Here is a 24,750-nt window from a genome sequence, read left to right as displayed (position 1 = left end):
ATTACACGACATGCAGCGCCAACTTTCTTTCCTCCACAGCCGGTGGACAACGTTTCCGCAGGTCGGAGGCTTGCCGACGGAAATCCCCAGAAGTTATCCCCAGGCGTCATCCACAGGCATTTCACATGTTGGGGGCCGTCGTACACAGCTTGACCACAGGGTTGTCCACAGGCCACGTTGGCGTCCGGGCCTCAGGTCCGGGAAACTGTCAGACCGGTCGACTACAAGTGGGGGTGGTGCGACCGCCTGCAAGGCTGTTCGAGGGGGCGCGGTGAGCATTGACGAAGAGATCCCGGCGGGGCCCGGTTTCGAGCGCACGCCGCCGCACAACATCGAGGCGGAGCAATCGGTCCTCGGCGGCATGCTGCTGTCCAAGGACGCCATCGCCGACGTGGTCGAGATCATCCGCGCCGACGACTTCTACCGCCCCGCCCACCAGATGGTCTACGAGGTCATCACCGACCTCTACGGCCGCGGCGAGCCCGCCGACGCCGTCACCGTCTTCGACGAGCTGCAGAAGCGCGGCGAGATGGCCCGCGTGGGCGGCGCCGCCTACCTCCACACGCTGACGGCCGTCGTCCCCACGGCCGCCAACGCCGGCTACTACGCCAAGATCGTCCGCGAGCAGGCCATCCTCCGCCGCCTCATCGAGGCCGGCACCCGCATCGTCTCCTACGGCTACGGCGGCCAAAATGAAGAGGTCGACGACCTCGTCGACCGCGCCCAGGCCGAGATCTACAAGGTCACCGAGCGCCGCACCTCCGAGGACTACGCCCCCCTGGCCGACATCATGCCCGGCGCCCTCGACGAGCTGGAGGCCATCGGCAGCCGCGGCGGCCAGATGGTCGGCGTGCCGACCGGCTTCCAGGACCTCGACCAGCTCACCAACGGCCTCCACCCCGGCCAGATGATCGTCGTCGCCGCCCGACCCGCGATCGGCAAGGCTCTCGCCCTCGACACCCCCCTGCCCACGCCGACGGGCTGGACCACCATGGGCGAGGTGCAGCCGGGCGACTACCTGGTCGGCGCTGACGGCAAACCCACCCGCGTCGTCGCGGCCACCGACGTCATGCACGGCCGGCCCTGCTACGAGGTGGAGTTCAGCGACGGCACGGTGATCGTCGCTGATGCTCAGCATCAGTGGCTCACCGACACGCGCGCGTCCCGCAAGTCGGCTCAGGCTGCGGCGGCCGGCTACAACCGGCACAAGAATCAGCGGACGTTCGCGCAGGTGCGCACGACGGAGGAGATCGCCGCCACGCTGCGGTGCGACACCGCCGAAAAGCGGCTCAATCACACGGTCGTCAACGCCCGGCCGCTGCAACTACCCGACCAGGACCTGCTGATCCCGCCATACGCGCTGGGCGTCTGGCTGGGTGACGGCAACTCCGGGAGCGCGCGGTTCACCACCGCAGATCCGGAGATCGCCGACCATGTGGCCGCCGAAGGGCTCCGGGTGGAGCACCGTGGCGAACTGCTGTACGCGATGCTGCTGCCCGAGCCCGAGCCGATCGCGGAGCGGCAGTGCATCGTGTGCGACAAGCCGTTCACGCCCCAAACCTCGCAGGTGCGCACCTGCGGCAGGGTATGCGGCTGCAAATCGAGAGGCTCCGTCCACGGGCCGTCTCAGCCGCCCCGGTGTCCTGACTGCGGCGGCCCGTCCAGCGGGATGCGCCTTTGCCAGGGCTGCCACGACGACCACGGCACCATGGGGGCGCGGCTCAGGAAGCTGGGCGTGCTGAACAACAAGCACATCCCGGGCGAGTACTTGCGCGCGTCCGAAGAACAGCGCAGGGCGCTCCTGGCCGGTCTCCTGGACACCGATGGCTACGTCAACACCTCCGGGACGGTGCAGTTCGCCGTCACCAACCGGCGCCTGGCAGAGGACGCCTGGGAGCTGATCCTGAGCCTCGGCTACAAAGCGAACTGCACGTCCAAGCGGGTGGCGGGGCGCAGCGAGACCAGCTCGACCAGCTATACGATCACGTTCACCCCGTCCGACAAGGTCTTCCGGCTGGAGCGGAAGAACGCCCGCGTCAGGACCAACGCCCACCCGAAGGCGACCTACCGGAACATCGTGGACGCCCGGCCGGTGCCTTCGGTGCCGGTGCGGTGCGTCGAGGTGGACAACGCCGATCACATGTACCTGGCGGGCCGGACATGGATCCCCACCCACAACTCCACACTTGGTCTGGATTTCGCCCGGTCTGCGGCGATCAAGAATGGCATGACCACCGTCATCTTCTCGCTGGAGATGTCGCGCAACGAGATCACCATGCGACTGCTGTCCGCCGAGGCCCGGGTCGCGCTGCACGCCATGCGCTCCGGCATGATGGGCGACGACGACTGGACCCGGCTGGCCCGGCGGATGAGCGAGGTGGCCGAGGCGCCGCTGTTCATCGACGACTCGCCCAACATGTCGATGATGGAGATCCGGGCCAAGTGCCGCCGGCTCAAACAGCGCAACGATCTCAGGTTCGTGGTCATCGACTACCTCCAGCTGATGAGCTCGCCGAAGAAGACCGAGAGCCGCCAGAACGAGGTGTCGGAGATCTCGCGTGCCATCAAGCTGCTGGCCAAGGAGCTGGAGGTGCCGGTCATCGCGATCTCCCAGCTCAACCGTGGTCCCGAGCAGCGCACCGACAAGCGCCCCCAGGTGAGCGACCTCCGCGAGTCGGGCTGCCTCACCGCCGGCACCCGTGTCCTGCGCGCCGACACGGGCGCGGAGGCGACGCTGGGCGAGCTGCTGGAGTCCGGCGCGCGCGACGTCCCGGTGTGGTCCCTGGACGAGAACCTGCGGCTCGTTCCGCGAACGATGACGCACGTGTTCCCCAGCGGCACGAAAGAGGTCTTCCGGCTGCGCCTCAGCTCCGGCAGGGAGATCGAGGCGACGGCCAATCACCCCTTCATGACGTTCGACGGGTGGCGCCCGCTGGGCGAGCTCGCCCCCGGAGCCCGCGTCGCCGCGCCGCGGCACGTCTCCGCGCCCCGCGACCTCCAGGAATGGCCGGACGACCAGGTGGTTCTGCACGCACATCTGACGAGGGAAGGCAGGGCCGTCCCCGAGGAGGTCTTCTCCCTCCCCAAGCGGCAGATCGCGCTGTTCCTGCGCCACCTGTGGGCGAGCGACGGTGATGTCCAGTGGGACGACGAGCTGGGCGAGGCGCGGCTCTCCTGCACCTCCGCGAGCCGCCGCCTGGTCGACGACGTCGCGCGGCTGCTGCTGAGGTTCAACGTGATGACGCGGATCGAAGAGGTCAGGCAGGCACATCGGCTGCGGGTCACCGGAGCCGACAACCAGCTCCGGTTCCTCGACGAGATCGGCGTGCCGGGCGAGCGGTTCGAGCAGCAGGCCGGGCGCTGCGCCGCCGCCCTCAGGCAGCTCGCGGGCGACACCGACGCCGGCACCGTTCCGAGCGAGGTGTGGGACCGCGTCGGCGACTCGCTGGCGGTGCGGGCCGCCGCGAAGGGCGCTCCGGGTCCTGAGCGGCTGCGCCGGATCTCCACGATCCTCGATGACGCCGACCTTGAGCTGCTGGCCACGAACGACGTGTTCTGGGACGAGGTCGCCTCGGTCGAGAGCCTCGGCGAGCAGCCGGTGTACGACGCCACCGTCCTCGGCACCCACAACTTCGTGGCCAACGGGATCAGCGTCCACAACTCCATCGAGCAGGACGCGGACATGGTCATCCTGCTGCACCGGGAGGACGCCTACGAGCGGGAGTCGCCGCGGGCGGGCGAGGCCGACCTGATCGTGGCCAAGCACCGAAACGGTCCCACGGCGACGGTCACGGTGGCGTTCCAGGGCCACTACAGCCGGTTCGTGGACATGGCCCAGCACTGAGGGCTGTGACGAAGCAGACAGGCCGGGGCGGAATGGAGCTGATCATCCCGGTGCTGCAGCGGATGACCGAAGTGAAGGGAAGTCCGCCATGACCATCCTCGTCGCCTACGACGGCTCGGCCGACGCGCGCGCCGCGATCGAGTTCGCCGCCAAGCACCTCGCCGCCGAGCCCGTCGTCGTCCTGACGGTGTGGGAGCCGCTGCTCGTGCAGTTGCGGAAATATCCGCTCGCCGCCGGTGTGCTCACGTCCGAGGCCGAGGACGAGGCGCGGGCTCAGGCGGAGGCGAGCGCCAGGGAGGGCGCCGAGCTGGCCGTCGCGTCGGGCCTCGCCGAGGTGAGCCACCGGGCCGTGGCCGACAACGAGTCCGTGTGGAAGACGATCGTGGACGTGGCCGACGAGCTCGACGCCTCGCTCATCGTCACGGGCTCGCGGGGTCTGGCCGGGGTGCGTTCGGTGCTGCTCGGCAGCGTCTCCAACCACGTGCTGCACCACGCGCAGCGGCCCACGCTCATCGTTCCTCCCGCCCAGAGGGCCGCGGGCTAGGACCCGGCCGCGCCGCAGCAGGCTTCGGGCGGCGGGCACAGCCGGGTGTCGATGCGCCGGGCTCCCGGCCCCTCGTCGCCGAGCCGGTCGTGCGGGTTGGCGACGGGGCAGAGGTCGAGCGACAGGCAGCCGCAGCCGATGCAGTCGGTGAGGTCGTCGCGCAGCCGCTGGAGCTGCAGGATGCGGTCGTCGAGCTCGCCGCGCCAGGCGGCCGAGAGCCGGGCCCAGTCGGCGCGGGTGGGGGTGCGCTCGCCGGGCAGCTCGTCGAGCGCGTCCTTGATGGTCTTGAGCGGGATGCCGATGCGCTGCGCCAGCCGGATGAAGGCCACCCTGCGCAGGCTGTCACGGCTGTAGCGGCGCTGGTTGCCGGCCGTGCGGCGGCTCGCGATGAGGCCCTTGGCCTCGTAGAAGTGCAGGGCCGAGACGGCGACGCCGCTGCGCTCGGCCAGCTGCCCGACCGTGAGCTCCTTGGTGTTCCAGGCGACCTTGGTCATACCGGGAGCTTAGTTGAGGTTTGCCGAGAAGTGGCGCGCCCGTGACCTGTCACTCCCACCGGAACAGCCGTACGGCGAGCCCGCCGAAGATCACCAGCCCGGCGGCCATCACGATCAGGTGCAGCGGCTGCGGCGCGTGGCCCGCCCAGGTGTCCTTGAGCGCCTGGGCGAACGGCCCGGCCACGGAGTAGTCGCTCACGGTGCGGAGGGCGTCCGGCATGGCCTGGCGGGGGATCCACATGCCCGCGACGAACATCAGCGGGAACATGACCAGCGACCCGATCCCCGGCGCCGCCTTGCCGTTGGGCGCGAGGGCGGCGATGACCAGCCCCATCGACATGAGCGCCGCCGTGCCGAGCAGGAACACCAGCACGAAGCCCGGCCACTGCCCGGGAGGCGCGGCGTCGAAGACCAGCATGGTCCCGACGACGAGGATGGCCGTGGCCACGACCGCGACGGCCAGGTTGATGACGAGCTGCACGGCTAGCATCCGCGCGGGGCTGACCGGCGTGGTGGACATCCGCCGCAGCACGCCCTGCTCACGGTACGTGGTGAGCACCGCGGGAAGGACGCTGCACACCAGCGTGAGCAGCGAGAGCAGGACCATGAGGCTCGGCCACTGGGCGTCGACGTACCGCTCGCCGGTGTCGGTCACCTCGCCCATGCCGGGGATGGTGAGCCCCAGCACGACCAGGAGGGCGACCGGCAGCGCGATGGTGAAGGCCAGTGACGGCCAGTCGCGCAGGTAGAGCTTGGCCTCCACGAGGAGCATCTTCTTCATGACAGCTTCCTTCCGGTGAGCGCGAGGAACGCGTCGTCCAGCGTGGCCTGCTCGATGCGCAGGTCCCCGGGCACGATCTCCTGCCGGGCCAGGGCGAGGGTGACGGTGGCGGCGAGGTTGCCGGCGCCGCTGACGGCGATCTGGTCGCCGTTCCGCTCGACGGCGCGCACCCCGGGGAGGGCGAGCAGCACGTCGTCCGTGACCGGCGCGGAGGGCCGGAAGCGCACCCGTTGCTCCCCGCCGACCTGCTCGATCAGCCCGGCGGGCGTGTCGGTGGCGACGACCTTGCCGGCGTCGATGAGCGCCAGCCGGTCGCAGAGCCGTTCGGCCTCCTCCATGAAGTGGGTGACCAGCACGATCGTCACCCCGGACGCGCGGATCTGCTCGACGAGCTCCCAGGTGTCGCGGCGGGCCTGCGGGTCGAGGCCGGTGGTCAGCTCGTCGAGCACGGCCACGCGCGGCCGGCCGACCAGCGCCAGCGCCACGGACAGCCGCTGGCGCTGCCCCCCGGAGAGCTTCTTGAACGTCGCGTGCCGCTTGTGTCCGAGCCCCACCCGTTCCAGCAGCTCGTTCCAGTCGGCCGGGTCGGGATAGAAGGAGGCGTAGAGGTCCAGGGCCTCCCACACCTTGATCTTCTCCGGCAGGTTGGCGCTCTGGAGCTGCATGCCGAGCACTTCGCGCAGTTCGGCGCGGTCGCGGCGGGGGTCGAGCCCGGCCACCCGTACGGTGCCGCCGTCCGGCGCCCGCAGGCCCGCCACGCACTCGACCGTCGTGGTCTTGCCGGCGCCGTTGGGCCCGAGGATGCCGAAGATCTCACCCTCGGCGACCTCGAACGACACGTCGTCGACCGCCAGGTGTTTGGGGTACTGCTTGCGCAGGTTCCTGACCTCGATGATTTTCATGGCTACGACGGTAGGAACGCCGCCTCCGCCGGGGAATGCGGCTGGATGCCGGGCAAGGGTGTACCTAGGTGCAGTGACCCGGAGGTCATGGCTTGGGCACACTGGGAGCATGCTGAGGAGGTACGGCCGGGTCGCGACGCTGCTCGCGCTGCTCGTCGTCCAGGTGCCGCTGATCGCCGTGTCCCTCGTGATGCTGGTGCTGTCGGTGGCGTTGGGGATGGTGTTCCTGTTCCCGCCGCAGGTCCGCATGGTGCGCGGGGTGGCCGAGCTCAACCGGCGGCTCATGCGGCGCTGGACCGGCCTGGCCATCGAGCCCCCCTACCTGCCGAAGCCGCCGCCCCCGGTGCCGCAGGCGGACGGCTTCTACCGCTACGACCGCACCCTCTACAAAACCCCGCGCATCCCCGCCTGGAACGACCGCTGGAAGTGGCTGATCACCGACCCGGCCACCTGGCGCGACGACCTCTGGCTGGTGCTTGACCCGCTGATGAAGCTGACGCTGGCGCCGGTGTTCCTGCTGCTCCCGTCCCAGGGCCTGCGCCTGTACGCGCTCTGGAGCGACCTGCTGCTCGGCGCGACCGCCAACAGCCGCCTGGCCAACCAGGTCACCCACCTCAAGCGCACCCGCAACCTGGCCACCGACTCCCAGGCCGCAGAGATGCGCAGGATCGAGCGTGACCTGCACGACGGCACGCAGGCGCGGCTGGTCGCCATCGGCATGACGCTCGGCGCGGTCGAGCAGCTCGTGGACCGGGATCCGTCGGCGGCCAAGGCGCTGCTCGCCAAGGCCCGCGAGGCGTCCTCGGAGACGCTGACCGAGCTGCGCCGGGTCATCCGCGGCATCCACCCGCCGGTGCTGGCCGAGCGCGGGCTCGGCGACGCCGTACGCGCCCTCGCCATCGACAGCCCCATGCAGGTCTCCGTGGACGTGGACCTGCCGCACCGCCCGGACGCGCCGGTGGAGGCCGCGGCCTACTTCGCGGTCAGCGAGCTGCTGTCCAACGCCGCCCGGCACGGCGACGCCCGTACGGCGGCCGTGGACATCAGCTCCAGGGAGGCCGACCTGCGCATCACGGTCACCGACGACGGCATGGGCGGCGCCGACCCGGCCAAGGGCAGCGGCCTGGCCGGCATCGAGCGGCGGCTGGCCGCCTTCGACGGGGTGCTCGCGCTGAACAGCCCGCCGGGCGGCCCCACCACGGTCACGATGCACCTGCCCAAGGTGCTGCCCCAGCACTGGGCGACGGACCTGCCCAAGCTGCCCCGCCGTAAGATGATCATCGTCGGGTTGCTGTGGGCGACCGCCTGGTGCCCGACCTTCCCGCAGGGCTTCGTGGCGGCCATCTTCAAGCTCATCCACTTCGACGAGAAGACCTGGTTCCTCGCCCTCCACCTCCCGGAGCCCTGGCAGTGGCCGACCATCGTCGCGATGATCGCGCTCGGGCTCACCATGCACATCATGGCGATCCGCATCCCCGCCGTGCACAACCGGGAGCGCTGGATGATCGAAGCCACCCCGACCAAACCCTGGTGCTCATGAACGTGCTCATCGCCGAAGACCTCTACCTGCTCAGGGACGGCCTGGTGCACCTGCTCCAGGCGCACGGCTTCACCGTCGTGGGAGCGGTGGACAGCGGCCCCGAGCTGCTCAAGGGGCTGCTGGAGCTGCGGCCGGACGTCTCGATCGTGGACGTGCGCCTGCCGCCCACGTTCACCGACGAGGGCCTGCAGGCCGCGCTGGCGGCCAGGAAGTCGGTGCCCGGCCTGCCGATCCTGGTGCTGTCGCAGCACGTCGAGCAACTGTACGCGCGCGAGCTGCTGGCCGACGGCTCCGGCGGCATCGGCTACCTGCTGAAGGACCGCGTCTTCAACGCCGATCAGTTCGTCGACGCCGTACGCCGGGTCGCCGAGGGCGGCACCGCGATGGACCCGGAGGTCATCGCCAAGCTGCTGGCCAGCAACGCCAGGCACGAGCCGCTGGCCGCGCTCACGCCGCGCGAGCGGGAGGTGCTGGAGGCCATGGCGGAGGGCCGCTCCAACGCGGCGATCTCCCAGCGGCTCTACCTGAGCGAGAGCGCCGTCGCCAAGCACACCGCCAACATCTTCGCCAAGCTCGGCCTCGCCCCCTCGGACGACGACAACCGCCGGGTGCTGGCCGTCCTCGCCTACCTCCAGAGCCGCACCTGACTCTCCCGCATCGCCGGTGCCGTCGGCGGGCGCGGGGTTGTCGGTGGCCTCGGCTATTTTCGTAGAGGCACGGCGACGAAGGGGTGTTACAGGTGAAAATCCGGGTTAACCGCGATGTTCTGGCAGAAGCGGTGGCGTGGGCTGCCCGAGTCCTGCCCAGCCGCCCTGTGGTGCCCGTCCTGTCCGGGCTGCTGCTGGAGGCCGGCGAGGAGCTGACGCTGTCGGCGTTCGACTACGACGTCTCCGCGCGGGCCGCGATCGACGCCGACGTGGCCGAGGGGGGCAACGTGCTCATCCCGGGCCGGCTGCTCGCCGAGATCAGCCGCAGCCTGCCCGCCGACGACGTCGAGATCGTCACCGAGGGGCCCGAGGCGGTGCTCACCTGTGGCAGCGCCGAGTTCGGGCTGGTCACCATGCCGGTCGAGGACTTCCCGACCCTGCCTGCGATGCCGCCGGTCGTCGGCGCGGTGGGCGGCGGCGTGTTCGCCTCGGCCGTCGGCCAGGTCGCGCCCGCGGCGAGCCGCGACGACACCCTGCCGATGCTCACCGGCATCAGGGTCGACATCGACGGTGAGTCGGTCGCGATGGCGGCCACCGACCGCTACCGCATCGCCGCCCGCGACTTCACCTGGCGCCCGGCCACGCCCGACGTGTCCGTCTCGGCGATGGTGCCGGCCCGGGTGCTGGTCGAGGTGGCCAAGTCGCTGCGCGGCGGCGAGGTCGCGGTGGCCATGGGCGACGGGGTGGCCGGGTTCGAGAGCGTCGGACGCAGCACGACCGTGCGGCTGCTCGACGAGCAGTTCATCGACTACCGTTCCCGGCTGACCAGCGACTGGTCGATCCGGGCCGACGTGCCGGTGGGCCCGTTCGTCAACGCGATCAAGCGCGTGGCGCTGGTGGCCGAGCGCAACACCGCGATCCGGCTGTCGTTCACGCAGGGGCAGGTGCTCATCCAGGCGGGCGGCGGCGACGTCGGCCGCGGCACCGAGGTGGTGCCGTGCGAGCTGCGCGGCGACGACATCCAGATCGCCTTCCAGTCGCAGTTCCTGCTCGACGGGCTGGTGGGCATCGAGGGCGAGCTGGCCCGCATCAACCTGGAGTCGCCCACCCGGCCCGCGCTCATCCAGGACGTCCCCGGCGACGCGCAGCCGGCCTTCCGCTACCTCGTCATGTCCCTGCGGCAGAGCTGAGCCCTGCGGGGCTTACAGGTCTGGCCGGGCGGGGCTGAGCCGGGCGGCTCGCGAGGCCGGCTGGGACGTCTGGCGCTCGGCGACGAGCTTGAAGACCCGCTTGAACTCCGCGTACGCCTGCTCGCCCACGGCCCGCGCGTGCCCCGCCTCCATCTCGGCGAGCACGGCGTCCGACCTGGCGAGGAAGTCGCACCCCTTCTCGGTGGGCACGATCAGCTTGGCGCGGCGGTCGGCCGGGTCGGGCCGCCGCTCCACGTAGCCGAGCTCGACCAGCTCGTCCACCAGGGTGCCGATCACCTGCTTGTGCTGTCCCGACTGTGCGGCCAGCTCGGTGGCCCGGCTGCCCTCCTCGTCGAGGTAGGCGAGCACCGCCCCGTGGCGCGGCCGGAGCCGCGGATGCCCCTGCTCGCCCAGCTTGGCGAACAGCTCACGCTGCAGGGCGAACAGCGTCCGGCTGGACAGGATGCCGAGGTCGGGCTGCTCGCGTTGACGCCGGCTCCTGCGCACCGCACACGCCTCCGGGGCCGTCAGGAGTCGGCGGACTCGGTGAGGGCGATGAGGATGTGCTCCATGCAGGCGTGACCGGCCCGCTCGGCCGCCGTCGCGTCGCCGGCGGCGATGGCGCGGGCGATCGCGTCGTGCGGGATGTAGCTCTTGTTCAGCGACGTGCCGGCCGCCGTGATGCTGGCCCGCAGCGCCGCGGAGAAGTCCTCGTACAGGTCGATGAGGACGAGGTTGTGGGTGGCGTGCGCGACCGCCATGTGGAAGGCGAGGTCGGCCTCGACGAAGTACTCGGGGTCGTCGAGGTCCCACGCGCGCTCCCGCTCGGCCAGGGCGGCCTCGATGCGGGCGATGTCGTCGTCGGTGCGGCGGGTGGCGGCGAGCCGCGCGGACTCGACCTCCAGCGCGCGCCGCACCTCCAGGATCTCCAGTTGCTCGGCCTGCCTGAGCCGGCGCAGCATGGCGCCGGACAGCTCGCTGGTGGCCCGGACGTAGGTGCCGTCGCCCTGACGGCACTCCAGCAGCCCGGCGTGCGTGAGCGCGCGCACGGCCTCCCGAACGGTGTTGCGCCCGACCCCGAGCTGCTCGGCGAGCACGGTCTCGGTCGGGATCTTGCCGTTCATCGGCCACGACCCTGAGGTGATCTGCTCCTTGAGCTGATCGATCACCTGGTCGACGAGCGAAGCCCGCTGCGCCGTACGCAGACTCACAGTCCGCCTCCTCCGGGAAAACCAGTCATCCCATGAGTCAATGACTGGTAGACCCTAATTATTCCAGACTCAGAACGCCAAATCTGGAGCTCCCGGAGGAATTCAGCGGGATACGACCGTGTCGGCTGCCACCTCCGCCATCGCCGAACGCACTCCGGCGGCTTCGAGCGCCTTACGATACGCGGCGGTCTGCTGTGCGACGGACCCCACCCGGCCGTGCAGGTCGCCCAGCTCCCGCCAGCACCGCGCGGCCTGCCGGTCGGTGCCGAACGCCGGCCGGTCGAGCGCGCTCAGCAGCCGGTGCGCGGTGGCGAGCTCGGCCTCGGCGTTGCCGCCCAGCTCCAGCGCCACGGTGGCGAGCACCAGGCGGGCCTCGGCGGCCGCCGTGCCGTGCTCCTCGCCCGCCAGGCCCAGCGCCTGACCGGCCAGCTCAGCCGCGTGCGCCGGGTCACCCGAACGCAGCCGCACCCGGGCGTGCACGACCAGGCTCTCGGCGTATGAGGCGGTGGCCGACGGGAAGGCGGCGAAGACCGCGGACGCGCTCGACACCAGCCGCTCGGACTCCTCCAGCGGGGCCGTGATCATCCTGGCCCAGTGCATGGCGGCCCGGGCGAGCTGCAGCGCCAGCCGCGTCTCGCGACCGGCCATGATCGCGTCGTCGGCCAGGCGTACCGCGAGGGCGGAGTCCTCGCCCGCCGAGGCGGCCGTGCTCGCCTCCCACAGCGACCGGATCTCGCCGGAACGGTCCACAACCGGGGAAAAACCGGTCATGTCCAGGACCTTCTTGACGTAGGCCAGCTCGGGGGAGTCGCTCTCGTTCTCGCCGCGCGCCTCGACCAGCGCCGCCGCCAGATCGACCGCGATCTCACCCTCGGTCACGTTGAGCCGCTCTGCCTGCTCCAGCGCGTGCGCGGCCAGGTCGCGGGCGCGCAGCCGGTCGCCGGCCCGCTGGTAGCAGCGGCTCAGCGCGATGGTCAGCGGCAGGTCCGCCAGTCGTTCGGGGTGGGCAGCGGCCTCCCTGCGCAGCCGCTCGAACGCCTCGACCGCCTGGCCCAGCCGGCCCTGCGCCTCCAGCGCCCGCGCCCGCCCGAACCGGGCCTGCGCCGTCAACATGGCGTTCTCCTCGTCGGCCGCCTTCACGATCTCGGTGAAGCGGTCGGCGGCGACGGCGGGATCGCCGTGCTGGAGCTCAAGCTCGGCGTGCCGCAACCCGAGCTCGGTGTCGATGCGCTGCCGAGGCTCGATCCCGTGAAGGAGGAACTCGGTGGTGCATCCGAGCCGCTCGGCCAGCAGCCGGGCGACTACAGGAGTCGGCGTGCGCTTGCCCGACTCGATGAGCGAGACATAACTGTCAGACAGGTCGGGTCCGGCCAGCTGGGCCTGCGACATCCGCCTGTTCAGCCGCAATCCACGGACGCGGTCACCGATGGTTCCCTGACTCGGCATCTCATCTCTCAGGGCGGGGAAGGGTCAACAACACGCAATGATTGCATGAAGTAGCCGAATCTGGTATCCCCGCGTGAAGAATTTGCCGCGCGGAGATTAATCGTCGCTGTCGTCCTTGCTGGGGAAAAGCATCTGGCAGACCTCAAGGTAGAGGGTCTCCGGATACGGAATGTACTCGACCGTTGACAGAGCCTGGTCCTGACCTGCGGACTCCAGGATGAACTCGCCGTAACCGAGCATGCGCCCGAGCAGCGAGCGCTGGAAGCTCATGTCCGTGACCTTGCCCAGGGGCATCATCGCGACCTTACGGGTGATGAGCCCCGTGGTGAGCAACATTCGCTTGGAGGTCACCACGAAGTAGTCGACCGACCACTCCGCGACCTTCCACACGAAACGGATCAGCAGCAGGAGCCACAGCCACCACACGACGACGAGCGCCGTGCCACCCGCCGAGGTGCCGCCGAAGAACTTGCTGAGCAAGGCGGCGACGACCAGGCCGCCGAAGACCTCGGCGACCGGGCGGAGCAGGATGGCGGGGTGGCGCCGCACCATGAGGACCTGCTGTTCCTGTGGGAGGAGGTAACGGTTGACCGACGCCGGGGCGGAGTCCCCGTGGGTCACCAGTCTCATGAGAGGTTGTTCACAAACTGTGCCAGTGAGTCGGCTGCGTTGAACACCGTGTCGAACGCCCCCTTCACCGCGTCAGCGGCATCAGCTGGTCGGGCCAACAGGTAGTAAGCGACAAAACCGATGCCGCTGTATGTGAGGACTTTTTTGACCTGCACCGTCGTCGCCTCCGAGCCACTTACCCACTCCCGCCGTATACATTACCCACCCGGGTGCCCGGGTAAAGGTGAGTTGGCGGGTTAGTTTTGATCTTGGTTTCAACCGCGCTCGCTGGCCACCAGAGCCAGCACGTGAAGGTGCTTGCGCGCGATGCGCTCGACGAGGCTGGGATGGGCGTAGCCGGTGACCTCCAGCGCACCGTAGTGCGCCGCCTCGACACAGCGCGTGACCGTGGTCGATGAGTGGACGCCCGCGAACTCGTCGCGCAGCACCGCCTCGACCTCGGCGTACGGCATCGGATCGGCCTCGGTGTGCTCGTTCACGAGGACACCTCGCCGGCCGGCATGTCGCTCATCATGCTCCCCCACGCGCATGCGGAAGTTGCCTTCGCGTCTGTTCGTACCCACCTAACCACAGTATGTAACGAAGTGGCGACCGAGCGTGACGAAAACCGGCGCCGCGCGTGAGGCGCGGGACCGGTCCAAAGAAGTGGCGGGCGGGATCAGACGACGCCGTAGAGGCGGTCGCCCGCGTCGCCGAGGCCGGGGACGATGTAGCCGTTCTCGTTGAGCCGCTCGTCGAGGGCCGCGGTCACGAGGCGGATGGGCTTGCCGGAGTTGGCGAACACCTTGTCCATGTAGGCGAGGCCCTCGGGGGCGGCCAGCAGGCAGATGGCGGTGACGTCTACGGCGCCCCGGTCGAAGAGGAACTGCACGGCCGCCGCCAGCGTGCCGCCGGTGGCGAGCATCGGGTCGACCACGAAGCACTGCCGGCCGGACAGGTCGTCGGGCAGGCGCGTGGCGTACGTCTCCGCCTGGAGGGTGGACTCGTTGCGGATCATCCCCAGGAAACCGACCTCGGCCGTGGGCAGCAGCCGGGTCATGCCGTCGAGCATGCCGAGCCCGGCCCGCAGGATCGGCACGACCAGGGGGTAGGGCTTGGCCAGCCGTACGCCGTGCGCGGTGGCGACCGGGGTCTGGACGGTGACGTCGGTGATCCGCACGTCGCGCGTGGCCTCGTAGGCCAGCAGGGTCACCAGCTCGTCGGCGAGCCTGCGGAAAGTCGGCGAGTCGGTGCCGGCATCACGCAGCGCGGTGAGCTTGTGGGCCACGAGCGGATGGTCGACGACGAGGGTTTCCATGGAGCACAACGGTATCCCCTGGGAGACATCGCGGCACCTCGCGGTTTTGGTTTTGATCACAATTTGGTCGGAGAGGCACACGGCGGGTGCCCGGTTCTGGAACGATTGGGTGCTGGTGATATCTGTCGTGTCAGAAATCGGGTGGGGATGGCGATGACGGACGAAGATGCGCTCGACTTCGCCATCGTGGTCTATCGCGAGGACGAACGGTGGCACGCCGAGCTGCTGCCCGTCGCTCTCACCTCCGACCTGCACGGCCTGATCCAGGTGCTCAAGCAGCAGCCGAGCGAGAGCGGCACGATCGCGCTGGTCGCCGTGGGCGACGAGTTCTTCGTGGCGCTGCGGGGCCTCGGCGATCGGGTGGACGTCTTCCTGTCCGACATCGCCGCCTCCTGGGACTTCCCGCTGGCCCGTCAGGTGCTCGAATACCTGGACGTGCCCGTCCCCGACGAGGAGGAGCTCGACGAGATCCTCCAGGACGAGGAGACCGTGCTCCCCGCCGGAGATCTGTCGATCTTCGCCGATCTCGGGTTGGACGAGATGGAGCTGGGCATCCTCTCCGGCGACATCGACCTGTTGCCCGAAGACGTGCTGTCCAGCATCGCCGCGCGGCTCGGCTTCTCCGAGCCGTTCGAGCGTGCCATCGAATCGGTCTTCGGCTGACCCCCCCTGGAGCGCGGACATGGCGGCCAACACCTTCTCTGCGGCCTTTGTGCGAACCCCCGACGGCTGGAGCGGTGCCGAGGTCGATCTGAGCGAAGCTGAGATCGTCGACGACTTCGGCGACGCCGTGACGGAGACCCTGGGGCTGACCGGCGACGAGCTCGCCCTCCTGTGCGTCGAGGTCGAGGACGAATGGTTCGCCCTCGTGCGCTACCGCGGCGACGACGAGCCCCGTGTCTTCCTGTCCGACGTGCACGCCATCGTCTCCGACCGCCTGGGCGAGCTGTTCGCCGAGTTCGCCGGCGTGGTGCCCGACAAGGAGGGCAACAGCCTCGGCGTGCGCCCGGCGGGCGACTTCGAGCTGCTGAGCGACCTCGGCGTGAGCTCGGAGGAGCTGCTGGAGCTCAGCATGGAGGAGGGCCTGCTGCCGGCCGACATCCTGTCGGTGATCGCCGAGCGGCTGTCGTTCGCCGACGAGCTCGACCGGCTGCGCTGAGCCGCGCCGTCCCGAGGTCCTGCCGGGTGACGTACGAGGAGGCCATGCGCCTGGCCCTGGCCGAGGCGGCCGCGGCCGCCGCCAGGGACGAGATCCCCGTGGGGGCGGTCGTCCTCGACGAGCGCGGCGAGCCGCTGGCCGCGGCCGGCAACGACCGCGAGTCGACCGCCGATCCCACCGCGCACGCCGAGGTCCTCGCGCTGCGCCGGGCCGCCGCGGCGCGCGGGGAGTGGCGGCTCACCGGGTGCACGCTCGTGGTGACCCTGGAGCCGTGCACGATGTGCGCGGGAGCCGCCGTGCTGGCCCGGGTCGAGCGCGTGGTGTACGGGGCCGTGGACGAGAAGGGCGGGGCCGTGGGCTCGCTCTGGGACGTCGTACGCGACCGCAGGCTCAACCACCGCCCCGAGGTCGTCATGGGGGTTCTGGCGGAGGAGTGCTCCGGCGTACTAAAGCGGTTCTTTGCCACTCGCAGAATCCGGTAAGCTCGTTCGCGGTGGTGTCGCCTAGTGGCCGAGGGCGCACGCCTCGAAAGCGTGTGATGGGGCAACTCATCCGTGGGTTCAAATCCCACCACCACCGCTCCTCGACGAAGGGCCTCCGGATGACCGGGGGCCCTTCGGCGTTCCCCGGCCCCGCTAGCCGAGCCGCCACTCGCCCTTCTGGGTGGCGAGGCCGCCGTCCAGCGCGAACCTGAACGTCGCCGGCGTGGCCGTCTCCGGGATCTCGAACACGAGCGCGCCCCTCCTGCTCTCGCCCGCGCCGATCGTGACCGACCCGGCGCCGTCGAACGGCTGCGCCTCCCGTACCCGCGCGGTCGGGTTCGCCCGGTACTCCTGGCCCGCGCCGTCCACGAGCAGCGCGCCGACGCCGAGGGTGTCGCTGTAGGCGGACTGGCCCTGGTTGGCCAGCGCGAGCTGGACGGCCACGAAGCGGTTGCCCGTGGCCGGCTTGAACAGCTCGTCCGCCGGGGTGGCGGGGGAGACGAGCTGCTCGACGGTGACGGCGACGCTCACCCCCGGGTCGGTGCCGGTGAGGGTGAGCGGTTGACCGAGCGCGGCGGCGGCGGACTGCTGGTCGCCAGGCACGGGCTCGGCCGACGGCGACGGCGACGGCGTCTGGCTCGGGTCCTGGTCGAACAGGACGTCCGGCGCGTCGTCGCCGGTCTCCGCCTCCGTCGCGTGCCGGGCGGCTACGCTCGCCTCGCCGGCGGTGAGCACGAAGTAGACCGACCCGGCGCCGCTCAGCAGCAGCAGCGGCAGCCCGATGGCGAGCAGCAGGATCAGCGCGAAATTGCCGCGGTCGGGCGGTAAGGGCTCCGGCGGATGCCCGTATCCGTGGCCGTACCCGTACCCATATCCGTAGGGCGGCGGTGGCGGCGGATAGGACACGGCGCTCCCTCAAATGATGTTGAAAGGCTCTGCTTCGACGTCCGATACTCCCTCATGGTTGGCATAACAAAAGAGAGCCGCGTTTCGCGACTCCCTTTTTCGCGGCCATTGCCCGCTCAGCCGGGCAGTTCGAGAACCCGCGCGTGCAGGATGGAGCGCTGATGCAGGGCCGCGCGCAGGGCGCGGTGCAGACCGTCCTCCAGATAGAGCTCGCCCTGCCACTGGACCACGTGCGGGAAAAGGTCCCCGTAGAAAGTGGAGTCGGCGGCGAGCAGTGAGTGCAGGTCCAGCATGGCCTTCGTGGTGATCAACGAGTCGAGCCTGACCTGCCGTGGAGGGATCTGCGCCCACTCGCGGTTCGTCAGACCGTGGTCGGGATAAGGGCGTCCGTCGCCGACTTGCTTGAAGATCACCCTGCTGATTTTAGGACGAAATCGGATTCCTCGCGCTGAGTGGCGGGATCAGCCCAGCTTGGACTGCGCGCAGTCGGCGGGCCCGCCGTTCTGGTAACCGCGCTGGAAGGCCGCGACGCGCTGCTCCGAGGAGCCGTGCGTGAACGATTCAGGATCGACCCTGCCCTGCGAACGCTGCTGAATTCTGTCGTCGCCCACGGCGGCCGCGGCGTCGATCGCCTCGGCGATGTCGGCGTCCGTGAACGGCTTCTCGTAGAAGCCGGTCTCGACCGCGTTGCGCGCCCAGACGCCGGCGTAGCAGTCGGCCTGCAGCTCGACGGGGACCGAGCTGTTGCCGTTGGAGAGCTGGCCGCTCAGGTTCTGGACGTGGTGGCCGTACTCGTGGGCGATCACGTACGCCTGCGCGAACGGCCCGCCCTTGGCGCCGAACTGGCTGTGGAGCTGGTCGAAGAAGCTGAGGTCGAGGTAGACGCGCCGGTCGTTCGGGCAGTAGAAGGGGCCGACGGCCGAGTCCGCGGCGCCGCAGCCGGTGTTGACGCTCTGGGTGAACAGCACGGTCCTGGCCTGGCTGTAGTCGCCGCCCAGCTCGCCCTTCCAGTAGCTCTGGATGCTGTTGACGACGCCGACGACCCGGCAGCGTTCGTTCTGGTCGGCGTCCTTGCCCGTCTTGCACTGCTCGGACAGGTCGGCCGCGGGTCGGCCCTGGGAGGGCTGGCTCTCGCCGCCGCCTCCGCCGACGTTGTTGAGCACGAACACCAGCACCAGCACGATGAGGCTGACGATGCCGCCGCCGCCGATGACCATCCCGCCGGGGAAGCCGCCCGCGGAGAAGCCGCCTCCGCCCCTGCCCGCGTCCTCCACCTGGGAGGCGTCGAGGTCAACCTGGTCCTTGAAGTCCATCGCCAACAGTCCTTCCGGGGGTGCCCGACGGAGACACACTTCCCAGAAGAAGACGTTAGATGCAAGCGGGCGAGGAGGCCCGCGGCTAGCGGTCGAACCAGGCCGCCGACTGGCGGGTGAACAGCAGCCACACCACCGCCGCGGCCAGCGCCATGTTCAGCAGCGTGCCGACGCTGACCTCGCCGAGCAGCGACCAGAGCCCGTTGAGCACCAGCAGCGACTCGACGACCAGCCCGGCCACGCGCACCCAGCGGCGCCGCGAGGTCATCCGGGAGGCGGCGAACCCGATCAGCAGGATCGCGCCGACCGGAACGGCGAACAGCAGCAGCGCCGCCCCGGCCGCGTTCGCCTCCATCCCGCCCACCAGCGTGAGCAGCAGGAGCAGCCCGACCGTGCCCAGCCCCGCCTGCACCCACATGCAGATCCGCGCGAGGGACACCGGCTGCGGGATCGCCTCGACCCGGTACGACTCGGCCATACGCGTTCATCCTCCGGGAGGGGGGTGGGCCGGACGTCTCGATCGTAGGTCGCCCGGTCGTCGCCACGATGGCGAGGCGACGAAGACGGCATAACGCCTGGGAAGCGGCGTCAGCGGCCGTGTCAGTCCGGCGACGGCCCCGTGTCAGCGCGCTCGCCGATGGTTGGTCTCACGCGAACGACGCATACGAGGAGACCACGATGGAACACGGAAATGGCGGCTTCTCCGCGGCGGGACTGCGCAGGCTGCGCGGCGTGCTGGAGCGGCATGTCGAGTCCGGGAAGATCCCCGGCCTGGTGGCCCTGGTCGGCCGGGGCGAGGAGACGCACGTCGAGGCGATCGGGACGATGCGCCACGAGGGCGGCGCGCCCATGCGCAGGGACACGATCTTCCGGATGGCGTCCACGAGCAAGCCGGTGGCGATGGCGGCGGCGATGATCCTGGTGGACGAGTGCCGGCTGCGGCTGGACGACCTGGTGCAGGAGTGGCTGCCCGAGCTGGCCGACCGGCGGGTGCTGCGGAGGCCGGACGGGCCGCTGGACGACACCGTGCCGGCGCGGCGGCCGATCACCGTACGGGATCTGCTGACGTCCACGTTCGGGCTCGGCATGGACATGACGTTGCTGGGCGCGCCGATCCTGGGCGCGATCTTCGAACGGGGGCTCACGCCCGACCTGCCGGAGCCGATGCCCGGGCCGGACGAGTGGATGCGCCGCCTGGGCGAGCTTCCGCTGGCGTACCAGCCGGGTGAGCGCTGGCAGTACCAGATCAGCCACGACGTGCTCAGCGTGCTCGTCGCGCGGGTCACGGGCGGATCGTTCGAGGCGTTCCTGCGCGAGCGGGTCTTCGAGCCGCTGGGGATGAAGGACACCGGCTTCCACGTGCCCGCCGACCAGATCGACCGGCTGCCGGTCCTGTACGCCCCCGACCCGGTCACGGGGGAGTTCCAGGTGTGGGACGAGGCCGAAGGCGGACGGTGGAGCCGGCCTCCGGCGTTCCAGGGCAGCGGCGGCGGCCTGGTCTCCACCGCCGACGACTATCACGCCTACTTCCGGATGCTGCTGAACGGCGGCACCCACGACGGCAGGCGCATCCTGTCCAGGCCCGCCGTCGAGCTGATGACCACCAACCGCCTCACGCCCGAGCAGAACGCCGCCCGCAACGCCCTGGCCACCGAGAACGTCCACGTGTCCTTCGGGCAGGGGCAGCACGGCGGCTGGGGCATGGGGATGGCGGTGCGCACCTACCGCGGCGACTACGCGCCCGTCGGCCAGTTCGGCTGGGACGGCGGAAGCGGCACCTCCACCTACGCCGACCCGGCCAACGGGCTCACCGGCATCCTGCTCACCCAGGTCGGCATGTCCGTCCCGAACTCGGCACGGCTGATCCACGACTTCTGGACCACGCTCTACCAGGCGATCGAAGACTGACCCCGCGCTCGCGCTCGCGCTCGCAAGAAGGAGAACATCACCATGTCCGTGACCCTCACCGACCAGGACAAGCTCACCCTGCGCACGGCCGCGTACGGCGCCGTCACGCTGATGGCCGCGGCCGACGCCGCCGGCCGGCCCCACAAGGCCGCCACCGGCGGCTCCATCGCCCTCCACTCGGCGACCGGCCTGGTCGGGCACGTGCTCGCCGAGAAGTCCCGGGACGTCGACTTGAAGGGCAGGTCCGTGGCCGCGCTCGCCGACCACGTGCTGCCCGCGCTGACGGCGGCCATGAGCCTGCTCAGGCGGCAGGACCCGACGGAGGCCGACAACTTCCGCGGGACCGTCCTCGTCGCGGTCGAGACGGCCGCCCGTGCTCAGCGGGGGGAGCCCAGCCCCGCGACGGCCGAGATGGCCCGCAAGATCACCGCCGCGCTCGACGCCGCCCCGGGCGTCAGTGGCACCACTTCACCATGATCAGGCACGGGTTGCCCGGCCACAGGTCGTCGGTCTCCTCCAGCGGGAGGAAGCCGACGGCCCGGTAGAAGGCCCTGGTCTTCGCATAACCGGGGTCCGGATGCCGCGCGCCGAGGGTCTTGACCTGGAGCATCCGGCAGCCGCCCGGCCTGATCTCCGCGATGACCGCGTCGACCAGCGCCCGGCCGATGCCCCGCCGATGCCAGGAGGGGGAGACCGCCAGCAGGTGGATCTCGGCCGCCTCGGGGAAGTGCCGCTCGTGCAGCAGCACGCCGACGGCCTCCGCGCCCGCGTAGGCGACGAGGCCGGGGAGGCGTTTCGCCGCCTCGACGTACCCGGCGTTCGCCTCCGGCATCCCGAACCACGACGGCAACTGATCGAGGAGCCTCGCGGTGACATCCACCAGCTCGGCGGAGCCTGTGACGCGAGCTGTCCGGTACGCGGCCGCATCCTCCACGTGAGGATCGTGACACCGCGGCCCCTGCCGGCGCACCTCATTTCCGCCCGCCCGGCCACCTCCGGAAGGTCACCTCGGCTCCGCGGGGCGGGTGAGGCAGTCGACGGCGGGCTCGCGCACGTGGGCGGCCCCGTTCGCGGACAGGCGGACCACCGCCTCGGGGACGGCCCCGACCCATTCCGCCTCCAGCACGTCGCCGTCCGGATCCTCGCAGCGGATCTCCCCATGGTGTTTCGTCGGGGTTGCGGAGCTGCACGACGCTCAGGAGGCGGAACGGCGGGCCCGCCCTCAGCCCGGTCTCCTCGCGGAGCTCACGGGCGACCGCCTCGTCCGCGAACTCCCCGGTCTCCACATGCCGCCGGGCAGGTCCCAGACAGACCTCGGCGTCCCTGTGGACCACCGCGGTGACGGCGAGCACGGACAGCGCCTTCACGGGCGCCGCTTGGCGGCGCGGGCCAGCAGGTCGTGGATGAGGGCGACCACCTCGTCCGGGGTGAACTCCATGGCGTTCTCGCCGACGGTGACCTCGAACGCGCATCGGCCCGGCTCGGACGCCGAGCGTACCCGGCCCCAGAGCTGGATGCCGTGCTCGGCGAGGATCTCCTGGCCGGCCTGCTCGACGGCGCGCCGGTCGGCGGGCAGGTGGACGTGGAACAGCGGGGTCTGCGGCGGGTCGGGGTGGGCGCGGGCGGCGCCGTCGGCGTTGATGGCGGCCGCGACGGCGATGGCGTGCTCGCGGTACGCGGGCATCCGGTCGGCCAGGGTGTCGAGGTGGACCAGCGCCGCGAGCGCGAGCGGCCACGCGTCGCCGATGCCGCCGCCGAGCCGCTGCCGCCACACCGCCGCCACGTCCACAGTGGCCGCGTCGGAGGCGAGCACTGCGCCGCGTACGCCTTGCAGGCTCTTGTAGAGGGAGACGTAGACGGTGTCGAACAGGGCGGCGATCTCGTCGAACGGCCGCCGGTAATAGCTCTGGGCCTCCCAGAGACGGGCGCCGTCCAGGTGTGTGGCGGCGCCGGCGGCACGGACGAGCGCGGTCTGCTCGCACAGGTCGTCCCACTCGGGCAGCAACCCGCCGAGGTCGCGCTGCGGCAGCTCCCACACGACCGCCGCCGGCGGCTCGCCGACCGCTGCCGCCAGGTCCTTCGCGGTCATCAGCTCGTACGGGTCGCCGGCCCGGCGCAACGTCAGGCCGTGGACGGCGTTGTAGCCCTGCTCCTCCCACACGTCCAGGTGCGTCTGGGGGTGGGCGGCGAACGTACGACGGCCGCGCCGGTCGGCGTGCACGCGCAACGCGGTCTGCTGGGCCATCGTGCCGCTGGGGAAGAACAGCGCGCTCTCCTTGCCGAGCAGTCCGGCCAGCCGCCGTTCCAGCACCGCGACGGGGCCTTCCGGGCCGTCGGCCGGGGTGTCGTCGTCCACCAGGGCCAGCATGCGCTCCAGCATCACGCGGGGCCGGCGCCGGGTCGGCGCGTGCAGGAACAGCGACCGCATGGGACTCTCCCTCTGTTATTGCGAATGATGTGCAACAAGCAGCATAGAGAGCCATGGGGGCCGGGCGCGGCCGCGCGTCGGTGCGTTAGCTTGCCATCCACGCGGCGACATCGACAGAGAGGCGGGAGCCGGCCATGCGCGCTCTCCTGTGCACCGACACCAGTGACCTGACGAGCCTGGCCGTGCAGGAGGTGCCCGACCCGTCACCGGGTCCTGGCCAGGTGCTCGTGGAGGTGGAGGCGGCGTCGGTGGACTTCGTCGACACGCTCATCGCGACGGGCGTCTACCAGATTCCGGTGCCGGTGCCGTACGTGCCCGGCAACAACGTGGCCGGCGTCGTGGCGGCCGTGGGGCCGGGCTGCTCCCGGTTCGCGGTGGGCGACCGCGTCCACGGGATGGCGTTCATCGGGGCGTTCGCCGAACGCGTCTGCGTGTCCGAGGCCCAGTTGCGGCCCACGCCGGGCGGGCTGTCCCCGGACCTGGCGTGCCTGACGGGGAGCACGTACCGCACGGCGTACGACGCGCTGGTGTCCACCGCGCGGATCGAGCCGGGCGAGGACCTGGTGATCCTCGGCGCCTCCGGCGCGGTAGGGTCCGCGGCCATCGGGATCGGCAGGACCCTGGGCGCCCGGGTGATCGCCTGCGCGGCCGGCGCCGCGAAGCTGGAGTTCTGCCGGGGCCTGGGCGCCGACGAGCTGGTCGACTACAGCGGCGGCGATCTCAAGCTCGCGCTGAAGGAGCTGTGCCCCAAGGGGGCCGGGGTCGTGCTGGACATGGTCGGGGGCCCGTTCTCCGAGCCGGCGTTGCGCGCGACCGGCTACGGCGGCCGGTTCGTCGTCGTCGGGTTCGCCACGGGCGAGATCGCGCGCGTCCCGCTCAACCTCGTCCTGCTGAAGGGCTCGATCGTGACGGGTTACGAGATCGGCGACTTCGAGCGCCACCACCCCGACGAGGCGGAGGCCAACCGCCGGGCCCTGGAGTCCCTGCTCACCGACGGCCGGCTCAAGCCGCCCATCACCGGCCGCTACCGCCTCGACCAGGCGGCCGAGGCGATGAGGACCGTCGCGGGACGCGCGAAGCTCGGCCTGACGGTCCTGGACCTGACCTGAACGAGGTGATCAGCTGGGCAGAGGGGCGCCGGTCTCGAGGAGGGTCTTGAGGCCGGAGATCACCTCGGGCCACCCCACGCTGACCATCTGCGCCGCGGTGCTGCCGGGGTCGAAGCCGTCGTGGACGACGGTCAGCTTGACCTTCTCGCCGACCGGCTCGATCTCGAACGTGACCTTTGACCGTCGCTCACCGGCCAGCGTGCCGAGGAACTCCTCGTCCCACCCGAACCGCCGCGCGAGCTCCGGCGTGAAGGTGTGCCAGGTGTACGACAGCCGCCGGTAGGGCTCGGACTCCAGGACGACCTGCTCGGGATCGCTGATCACCACCCCGTGGTTGTCCCAGGTCATCTCGGACCCGGGCGCCCAGTCGGTCTTGAACGTCGTCTCCCAGTAGCGCTGGGTGAAGGCGGGGTCGGTCAGCGCCTGCCACAGTCGTTCGGGCGTGGTGCCGATGTAGGTCGTGTACACGAACTCGGGCTTGTCCATCGGGGTCTCCTCCAGAACTCTCTTCAGATCAGCCAGGGCGTCGACCCGGGCCTGGTCGTAACGGCTGATCCAGCGTTCGGCGATCTCGCTGATGGGCGCGGCGTTGAGATAGTGCAGCTTCTCCCGGCCCCGCCACACGGTGGTCACCAGGTTGGCCGCCTCCAGCACCGCCAGGTGCTTGCTCACCGACTGCCGCGCCATGTCCAGCCCGGCGCACAGCTCACGCAGGGTCTGCCCGTTACGGGCGTTGAGACTGTCGAGCAGCCGCCGGCGACTGGCGTCGGCCAGCGCCTTGAATACCTCGTCCATCACGCCACTCCAGATAACGCAGCCGTTCGGCTGCCTTTTCACTTTAGGCAGCCTTCCGGCTGCATGTCAATGCGCGCTGAGAGAGCAGGATGAGAAGAAGAACGGAGCCGGAAGACAGCAAGGG

The 24,750-nt window shown here is 70.6% G+C and carries 29 protein-coding genes, 1 tRNA gene and 1 pseudogene; 12 read left to right on the top strand and 19 right to left on the bottom strand.

Features of this window, described 5'->3' with window-relative positions:
* Positions 1-271 precede the first annotated feature (271 nt).
* Together dnaB and SMD20_RS30190 are read left to right on the top strand one after the other, a co-directional pair.
* Complete coding sequence (gene dnaB, locus SMD20_RS30195) at positions 272-3,844, top strand: replicative DNA helicase (protein WP_442942519.1); 3,573 nt, start codon at positions 272-274, stop codon at positions 3,842-3,844.
* A gap of 88 nt (positions 3,845-3,932) precedes the next feature.
* Entirely contained in the window at positions 3,933-4,388 is a 456-nt protein-coding gene (locus SMD20_RS30190; protein ID WP_329587803.1) for a universal stress protein, read from the top strand.
* On the opposite strand, the gene soxR is transcribed toward SMD20_RS30190, so the two are convergent.
* The 3 genes from soxR to SMD20_RS30175 are packed head-to-tail and all read right to left on the bottom strand — an operon-like array spanning position 4,385 to position 6,565.
* The gene (gene soxR, locus SMD20_RS30185) at positions 4,385-4,882 is read right to left on the bottom strand and encodes a redox-sensitive transcriptional activator SoxR (RefSeq protein ID WP_329587800.1); all 498 of its coding nucleotides are present in this window, start codon (positions 4,880-4,882) and stop codon (positions 4,385-4,387) included. The genes SMD20_RS30190 and soxR overlap by 4 nt on opposite strands.
* Before the next feature lie 49 nt (positions 4,883-4,931).
* Positions 4,932-5,663 (bottom strand): ABC transporter permease, encoded by a 732-nt coding sequence (locus SMD20_RS30180; protein ID WP_329587797.1) that lies wholly within the window; start codon positions 5,661-5,663, stop codon positions 4,932-4,934.
* Entirely contained in the window at positions 5,660-6,565 is a 906-nt protein-coding gene (locus tag SMD20_RS30175) for an ABC transporter ATP-binding protein (protein ID WP_329587794.1), read from the bottom strand. The genes SMD20_RS30180 and SMD20_RS30175 overlap by 4 nt, the downstream gene beginning before the upstream one ends.
* 109 nt (positions 6,566-6,674) lie before the next feature.
* Here SMD20_RS30175 and SMD20_RS30170 point away from each other — a divergent pair, with 109 nt between their 5' ends.
* The 3 genes from SMD20_RS30170 to dnaN all read left to right on the top strand — a co-directional run bounded on the left by SMD20_RS30170 (position 6,675) and on the right by dnaN (position 9,942).
* On the top strand, positions 6,675-8,105 hold the full coding sequence (locus SMD20_RS30170) for a sensor histidine kinase (protein ID WP_329587791.1): 1,431 nt from the start codon (positions 6,675-6,677) through the stop codon (positions 8,103-8,105).
* The gene (locus SMD20_RS30165; protein WP_329587788.1) at positions 8,102-8,752 is read left to right on the top strand and encodes a response regulator transcription factor; all 651 of its coding nucleotides are present in this window, start codon (positions 8,102-8,104) and stop codon (positions 8,750-8,752) included. The genes SMD20_RS30170 and SMD20_RS30165 overlap by 4 nt, the downstream gene beginning before the upstream one ends.
* Positions 8,753-8,844: 92 nt before the next feature.
* On the top strand, positions 8,845-9,942 hold the full coding sequence (gene dnaN / locus SMD20_RS30160; RefSeq protein ID WP_329587785.1) for a DNA polymerase III subunit beta: 1,098 nt from the start codon (positions 8,845-8,847) through the stop codon (positions 9,940-9,942).
* A 12-nt stretch (positions 9,943-9,954) separates the two neighbouring features.
* On the opposite strand, the gene SMD20_RS30155 is transcribed toward dnaN, so the two are convergent.
* From SMD20_RS30155 to upp, 7 genes are all read right to left on the bottom strand, one after another.
* Complete coding sequence (locus SMD20_RS30155) at positions 9,955-10,449, bottom strand: MarR family winged helix-turn-helix transcriptional regulator (RefSeq protein ID WP_329587782.1); 495 nt, start codon at positions 10,447-10,449, stop codon at positions 9,955-9,957.
* Positions 10,450-10,469: 20 nt separating this feature from the next.
* Positions 10,470-11,153 carry a FadR/GntR family transcriptional regulator gene (locus tag SMD20_RS30150; RefSeq protein WP_329587779.1) on the bottom strand — a complete coding sequence of 228 codons (684 nt, stop codon included), beginning with the start codon at positions 11,151-11,153 and terminating at the stop codon, positions 10,470-10,472.
* Positions 11,154-11,255: 102 nt separating this feature from the next.
* On the bottom strand, positions 11,256-12,599 hold the full coding sequence (locus SMD20_RS30145; protein ID WP_329587776.1) for a helix-turn-helix transcriptional regulator: 1,344 nt from the start codon (positions 12,597-12,599) through the stop codon (positions 11,256-11,258).
* Between the two features lie 96 nt (positions 12,600-12,695).
* The gene (locus SMD20_RS30140) at positions 12,696-13,229 is read right to left on the bottom strand and encodes a PH domain-containing protein (RefSeq protein WP_091088235.1); all 534 of its coding nucleotides are present in this window, start codon (positions 13,227-13,229) and stop codon (positions 12,696-12,698) included.
* Complete coding sequence (locus SMD20_RS30135) at positions 13,226-13,384, bottom strand: hypothetical protein (RefSeq protein WP_177240954.1); 159 nt, start codon at positions 13,382-13,384, stop codon at positions 13,226-13,228. The genes SMD20_RS30140 and SMD20_RS30135 overlap by 4 nt, the downstream gene beginning before the upstream one ends.
* A gap of 99 nt (positions 13,385-13,483) precedes the next feature.
* Positions 13,484-13,708, bottom strand: coding sequence for a hypothetical protein (locus SMD20_RS30130; protein WP_091088233.1), 225 nt, complete (start codon positions 13,706-13,708; stop codon positions 13,484-13,486).
* 179 nt (positions 13,709-13,887) lie between these two features.
* Complete coding sequence (gene upp / locus SMD20_RS30125; protein ID WP_329587769.1) at positions 13,888-14,526, bottom strand: uracil phosphoribosyltransferase; 639 nt, start codon at positions 14,524-14,526, stop codon at positions 13,888-13,890.
* 147 nt (positions 14,527-14,673) lie between these two features.
* Between upp and SMD20_RS30120 the strand changes: the two genes are divergently transcribed.
* The 4 genes from SMD20_RS30120 (at position 14,674) to SMD20_RS30105 (ending at position 16,264) form a co-directional block, all read left to right on the top strand.
* The gene (locus SMD20_RS30120; RefSeq protein ID WP_020543023.1) at positions 14,674-15,189 is read left to right on the top strand and encodes a tRNA adenosine deaminase-associated protein; all 516 of its coding nucleotides are present in this window, start codon (positions 14,674-14,676) and stop codon (positions 15,187-15,189) included.
* A gap of 19 nt (positions 15,190-15,208) precedes the next feature.
* Positions 15,209-15,685: a tRNA adenosine deaminase-associated protein gene (locus tag SMD20_RS30115; RefSeq protein ID WP_329587765.1), complete on the top strand. Its 477-nt coding sequence runs from the start codon at positions 15,209-15,211 to the stop codon at positions 15,683-15,685.
* A 44-nt stretch (positions 15,686-15,729) separates the two neighbouring features.
* Positions 15,730-16,167, top strand: a complete 438-nt coding sequence (gene tadA, locus SMD20_RS30110; RefSeq protein ID WP_329592718.1) for a tRNA adenosine(34) deaminase TadA — start codon at positions 15,730-15,732, stop codon at positions 16,165-16,167.
* A 10-nt stretch (positions 16,168-16,177) separates the two neighbouring features.
* Positions 16,178-16,264: transfer RNA gene (locus tag SMD20_RS30105), tRNA-Ser, on the top strand.
* A gap of 56 nt (positions 16,265-16,320) precedes the next feature.
* Here the strand turns inward: SMD20_RS30105 and SMD20_RS30100 are convergent.
* The 4 genes from SMD20_RS30100 to SMD20_RS30085 all read right to left on the bottom strand — a co-directional run bounded on the left by SMD20_RS30100 (position 16,321) and on the right by SMD20_RS30085 (position 18,864).
* A complete protein-coding gene (locus SMD20_RS30100; RefSeq protein ID WP_329587763.1) occupies positions 16,321-17,073 on the bottom strand; it encodes a DUF4352 domain-containing protein in 753 nt (250 codons plus the stop codon).
* 116 nt (positions 17,074-17,189) lie between these two features.
* Entirely contained in the window at positions 17,190-17,486 is a 297-nt protein-coding gene (locus SMD20_RS30095; RefSeq protein ID WP_329587759.1) for a type II toxin-antitoxin system VapB family antitoxin, read from the bottom strand.
* Positions 17,487-17,534: 48 nt separating this feature from the next.
* Positions 17,535-18,386 (bottom strand): KPN_02809 family neutral zinc metallopeptidase, encoded by an 852-nt coding sequence (ypfJ, locus tag SMD20_RS30090; RefSeq protein WP_329587756.1) that lies wholly within the window; start codon positions 18,384-18,386, stop codon positions 17,535-17,537.
* Between the two features lie 85 nt (positions 18,387-18,471).
* Positions 18,472-18,864, bottom strand: a complete 393-nt coding sequence (locus SMD20_RS30085; RefSeq protein WP_329587754.1) for a hypothetical protein — start codon at positions 18,862-18,864, stop codon at positions 18,472-18,474.
* A gap of 200 nt (positions 18,865-19,064) precedes the next feature.
* Here SMD20_RS30085 and SMD20_RS30080 point away from each other — a divergent pair, with 200 nt between their 5' ends.
* Positions 19,065-20,294 (top strand): serine hydrolase domain-containing protein, encoded by a 1,230-nt coding sequence (locus SMD20_RS30080; RefSeq protein WP_329587751.1) that lies wholly within the window; start codon positions 19,065-19,067, stop codon positions 20,292-20,294.
* Positions 20,295-20,336: 42 nt separating this feature from the next.
* A complete protein-coding gene (locus tag SMD20_RS30075; RefSeq protein ID WP_329587749.1) occupies positions 20,337-20,771 on the top strand; it encodes a hypothetical protein in 435 nt (144 codons plus the stop codon).
* On the opposite strand, the gene SMD20_RS30070 is transcribed toward SMD20_RS30075, so the two are convergent.
* The 4 genes and pseudogenes from SMD20_RS30070 to SMD20_RS30060 form a co-directional block, all read right to left on the bottom strand.
* Positions 20,749-21,228: a GNAT family N-acetyltransferase gene (locus SMD20_RS30070; RefSeq protein WP_329587746.1), complete on the bottom strand. Its 480-nt coding sequence runs from the start codon at positions 21,226-21,228 to the stop codon at positions 20,749-20,751. The two genes, SMD20_RS30075 and SMD20_RS30070, sit on opposite strands and share 23 nt — an antisense overlap.
* 69 nt (positions 21,229-21,297) lie before the next feature.
* Positions 21,298-21,420: a hypothetical protein gene (locus SMD20_RS30065; protein WP_329587743.1), complete on the bottom strand. Its 123-nt coding sequence runs from the start codon at positions 21,418-21,420 to the stop codon at positions 21,298-21,300.
* A gap of 28 nt (positions 21,421-21,448) precedes the next feature.
* Positions 21,449-21,766, bottom strand: a pseudogene (locus SMD20_RS48425) (NUDIX domain-containing protein); the annotation flags it as partial.
* The gene (locus SMD20_RS30060; protein WP_329587740.1) at positions 21,658-22,722 is read right to left on the bottom strand and encodes a threonine aldolase family protein; all 1,065 of its coding nucleotides are present in this window, start codon (positions 22,720-22,722) and stop codon (positions 21,658-21,660) included. The gene SMD20_RS30060 and the pseudogene SMD20_RS48425, both read right to left, overlap by 109 nt.
* Positions 22,723-22,856: 134 nt before the next feature.
* Here SMD20_RS30060 and SMD20_RS30055 point away from each other — a divergent pair, with 134 nt between their 5' ends.
* Positions 22,857-23,831 carry an NADPH:quinone oxidoreductase family protein gene (locus SMD20_RS30055; RefSeq protein ID WP_329587736.1) on the top strand — a complete coding sequence of 325 codons (975 nt, stop codon included), beginning with the start codon at positions 22,857-22,859 and terminating at the stop codon, positions 23,829-23,831.
* 9 nt (positions 23,832-23,840) lie between these two features.
* On the opposite strand, the gene SMD20_RS30050 is transcribed toward SMD20_RS30055, so the two are convergent.
* Positions 23,841-24,626, bottom strand: a complete 786-nt coding sequence (locus tag SMD20_RS30050; protein ID WP_329587734.1) for an ArsR/SmtB family transcription factor — start codon at positions 24,624-24,626, stop codon at positions 23,841-23,843.
* Positions 24,627-24,750 lie beyond the last annotated feature (124 nt).

The sequence above is a fragment of the Nonomuraea sp. LP-02 genome, assembly GCF_036289125.1.
Classification (GTDB): Bacteria; Actinomycetota; Actinomycetes; order Streptosporangiales; family Streptosporangiaceae; genus Nonomuraea; species Nonomuraea bangladeshensis.
This window is presented reverse-complemented; position numbering and strand designations above follow the sequence as displayed.

Bases quoted from the DNA above. Each gene is read 5' to 3' on its own strand.
- SMD20_RS30190 (WP_329587803.1), top strand. From the start codon at position 3,933: ATGACCATCCTCGTCGCCTACGACGGCTCGGCCGACGCGCGCGCCGCG.
- soxR (WP_329587800.1), bottom strand. From the start codon at position 4,882: ATGACCAAGGTCGCCTGGAACACCAAGGAGCTCACGGTCGGGCAGCTG.
- SMD20_RS30180 (WP_329587797.1), bottom strand. From the start codon at position 5,663: ATGAAGAAGATGCTCCTCGTGGAGGCCAAGCTCTACCTGCGCGACTGG.
- SMD20_RS30175 (WP_329587794.1), bottom strand. From the start codon at position 6,565: ATGAAAATCATCGAGGTCAGGAACCTGCGCAAGCAGTACCCCAAACAC.
- SMD20_RS30170 (WP_329587791.1), top strand. From the start codon at position 6,675: ATGCTGAGGAGGTACGGCCGGGTCGCGACGCTGCTCGCGCTGCTCGTC.
- SMD20_RS30165 (WP_329587788.1), top strand. From the start codon at position 8,102: ATGAACGTGCTCATCGCCGAAGACCTCTACCTGCTCAGGGACGGCCTG.
- SMD20_RS30145 (WP_329587776.1), bottom strand. From the start codon at position 12,599: ATGCCGAGTCAGGGAACCATCGGTGACCGCGTCCGTGGATTGCGGCTG.
- SMD20_RS30140 (WP_091088235.1), bottom strand. From the start codon at position 13,229: ATGAGACTGGTGACCCACGGGGACTCCGCCCCGGCGTCGGTCAACCGT.
- upp (WP_329587769.1), bottom strand. From the start codon at position 14,526: ATGGAAACCCTCGTCGTCGACCATCCGCTCGTGGCCCACAAGCTCACC.
- SMD20_RS30120 (WP_020543023.1), top strand. From the start codon at position 14,674: ATGGCGATGACGGACGAAGATGCGCTCGACTTCGCCATCGTGGTCTAT.
- SMD20_RS30115 (WP_329587765.1), top strand. From the start codon at position 15,209: ATGGCGGCCAACACCTTCTCTGCGGCCTTTGTGCGAACCCCCGACGGC.
- tadA (WP_329592718.1), top strand. From the start codon at position 15,730: ATGCGCCTGGCCCTGGCCGAGGCGGCCGCGGCCGCCGCCAGGGACGAG.
- ypfJ (WP_329587756.1), bottom strand. From the start codon at position 18,386: ATGGACTTCAAGGACCAGGTTGACCTCGACGCCTCCCAGGTGGAGGAC.
- SMD20_RS30085 (WP_329587754.1), bottom strand. From the start codon at position 18,864: ATGGCCGAGTCGTACCGGGTCGAGGCGATCCCGCAGCCGGTGTCCCTC.
- SMD20_RS30080 (WP_329587751.1), top strand. From the start codon at position 19,065: ATGGAACACGGAAATGGCGGCTTCTCCGCGGCGGGACTGCGCAGGCTG.
- SMD20_RS30075 (WP_329587749.1), top strand. From the start codon at position 20,337: ATGTCCGTGACCCTCACCGACCAGGACAAGCTCACCCTGCGCACGGCC.
- SMD20_RS30060 (WP_329587740.1), bottom strand. From the start codon at position 22,722: ATGCGGTCGCTGTTCCTGCACGCGCCGACCCGGCGCCGGCCCCGCGTG.
- SMD20_RS30055 (WP_329587736.1), top strand. From the start codon at position 22,857: ATGCGCGCTCTCCTGTGCACCGACACCAGTGACCTGACGAGCCTGGCC.
- SMD20_RS30050 (WP_329587734.1), bottom strand. From the start codon at position 24,626: ATGGACGAGGTATTCAAGGCGCTGGCCGACGCCAGTCGCCGGCGGCTG.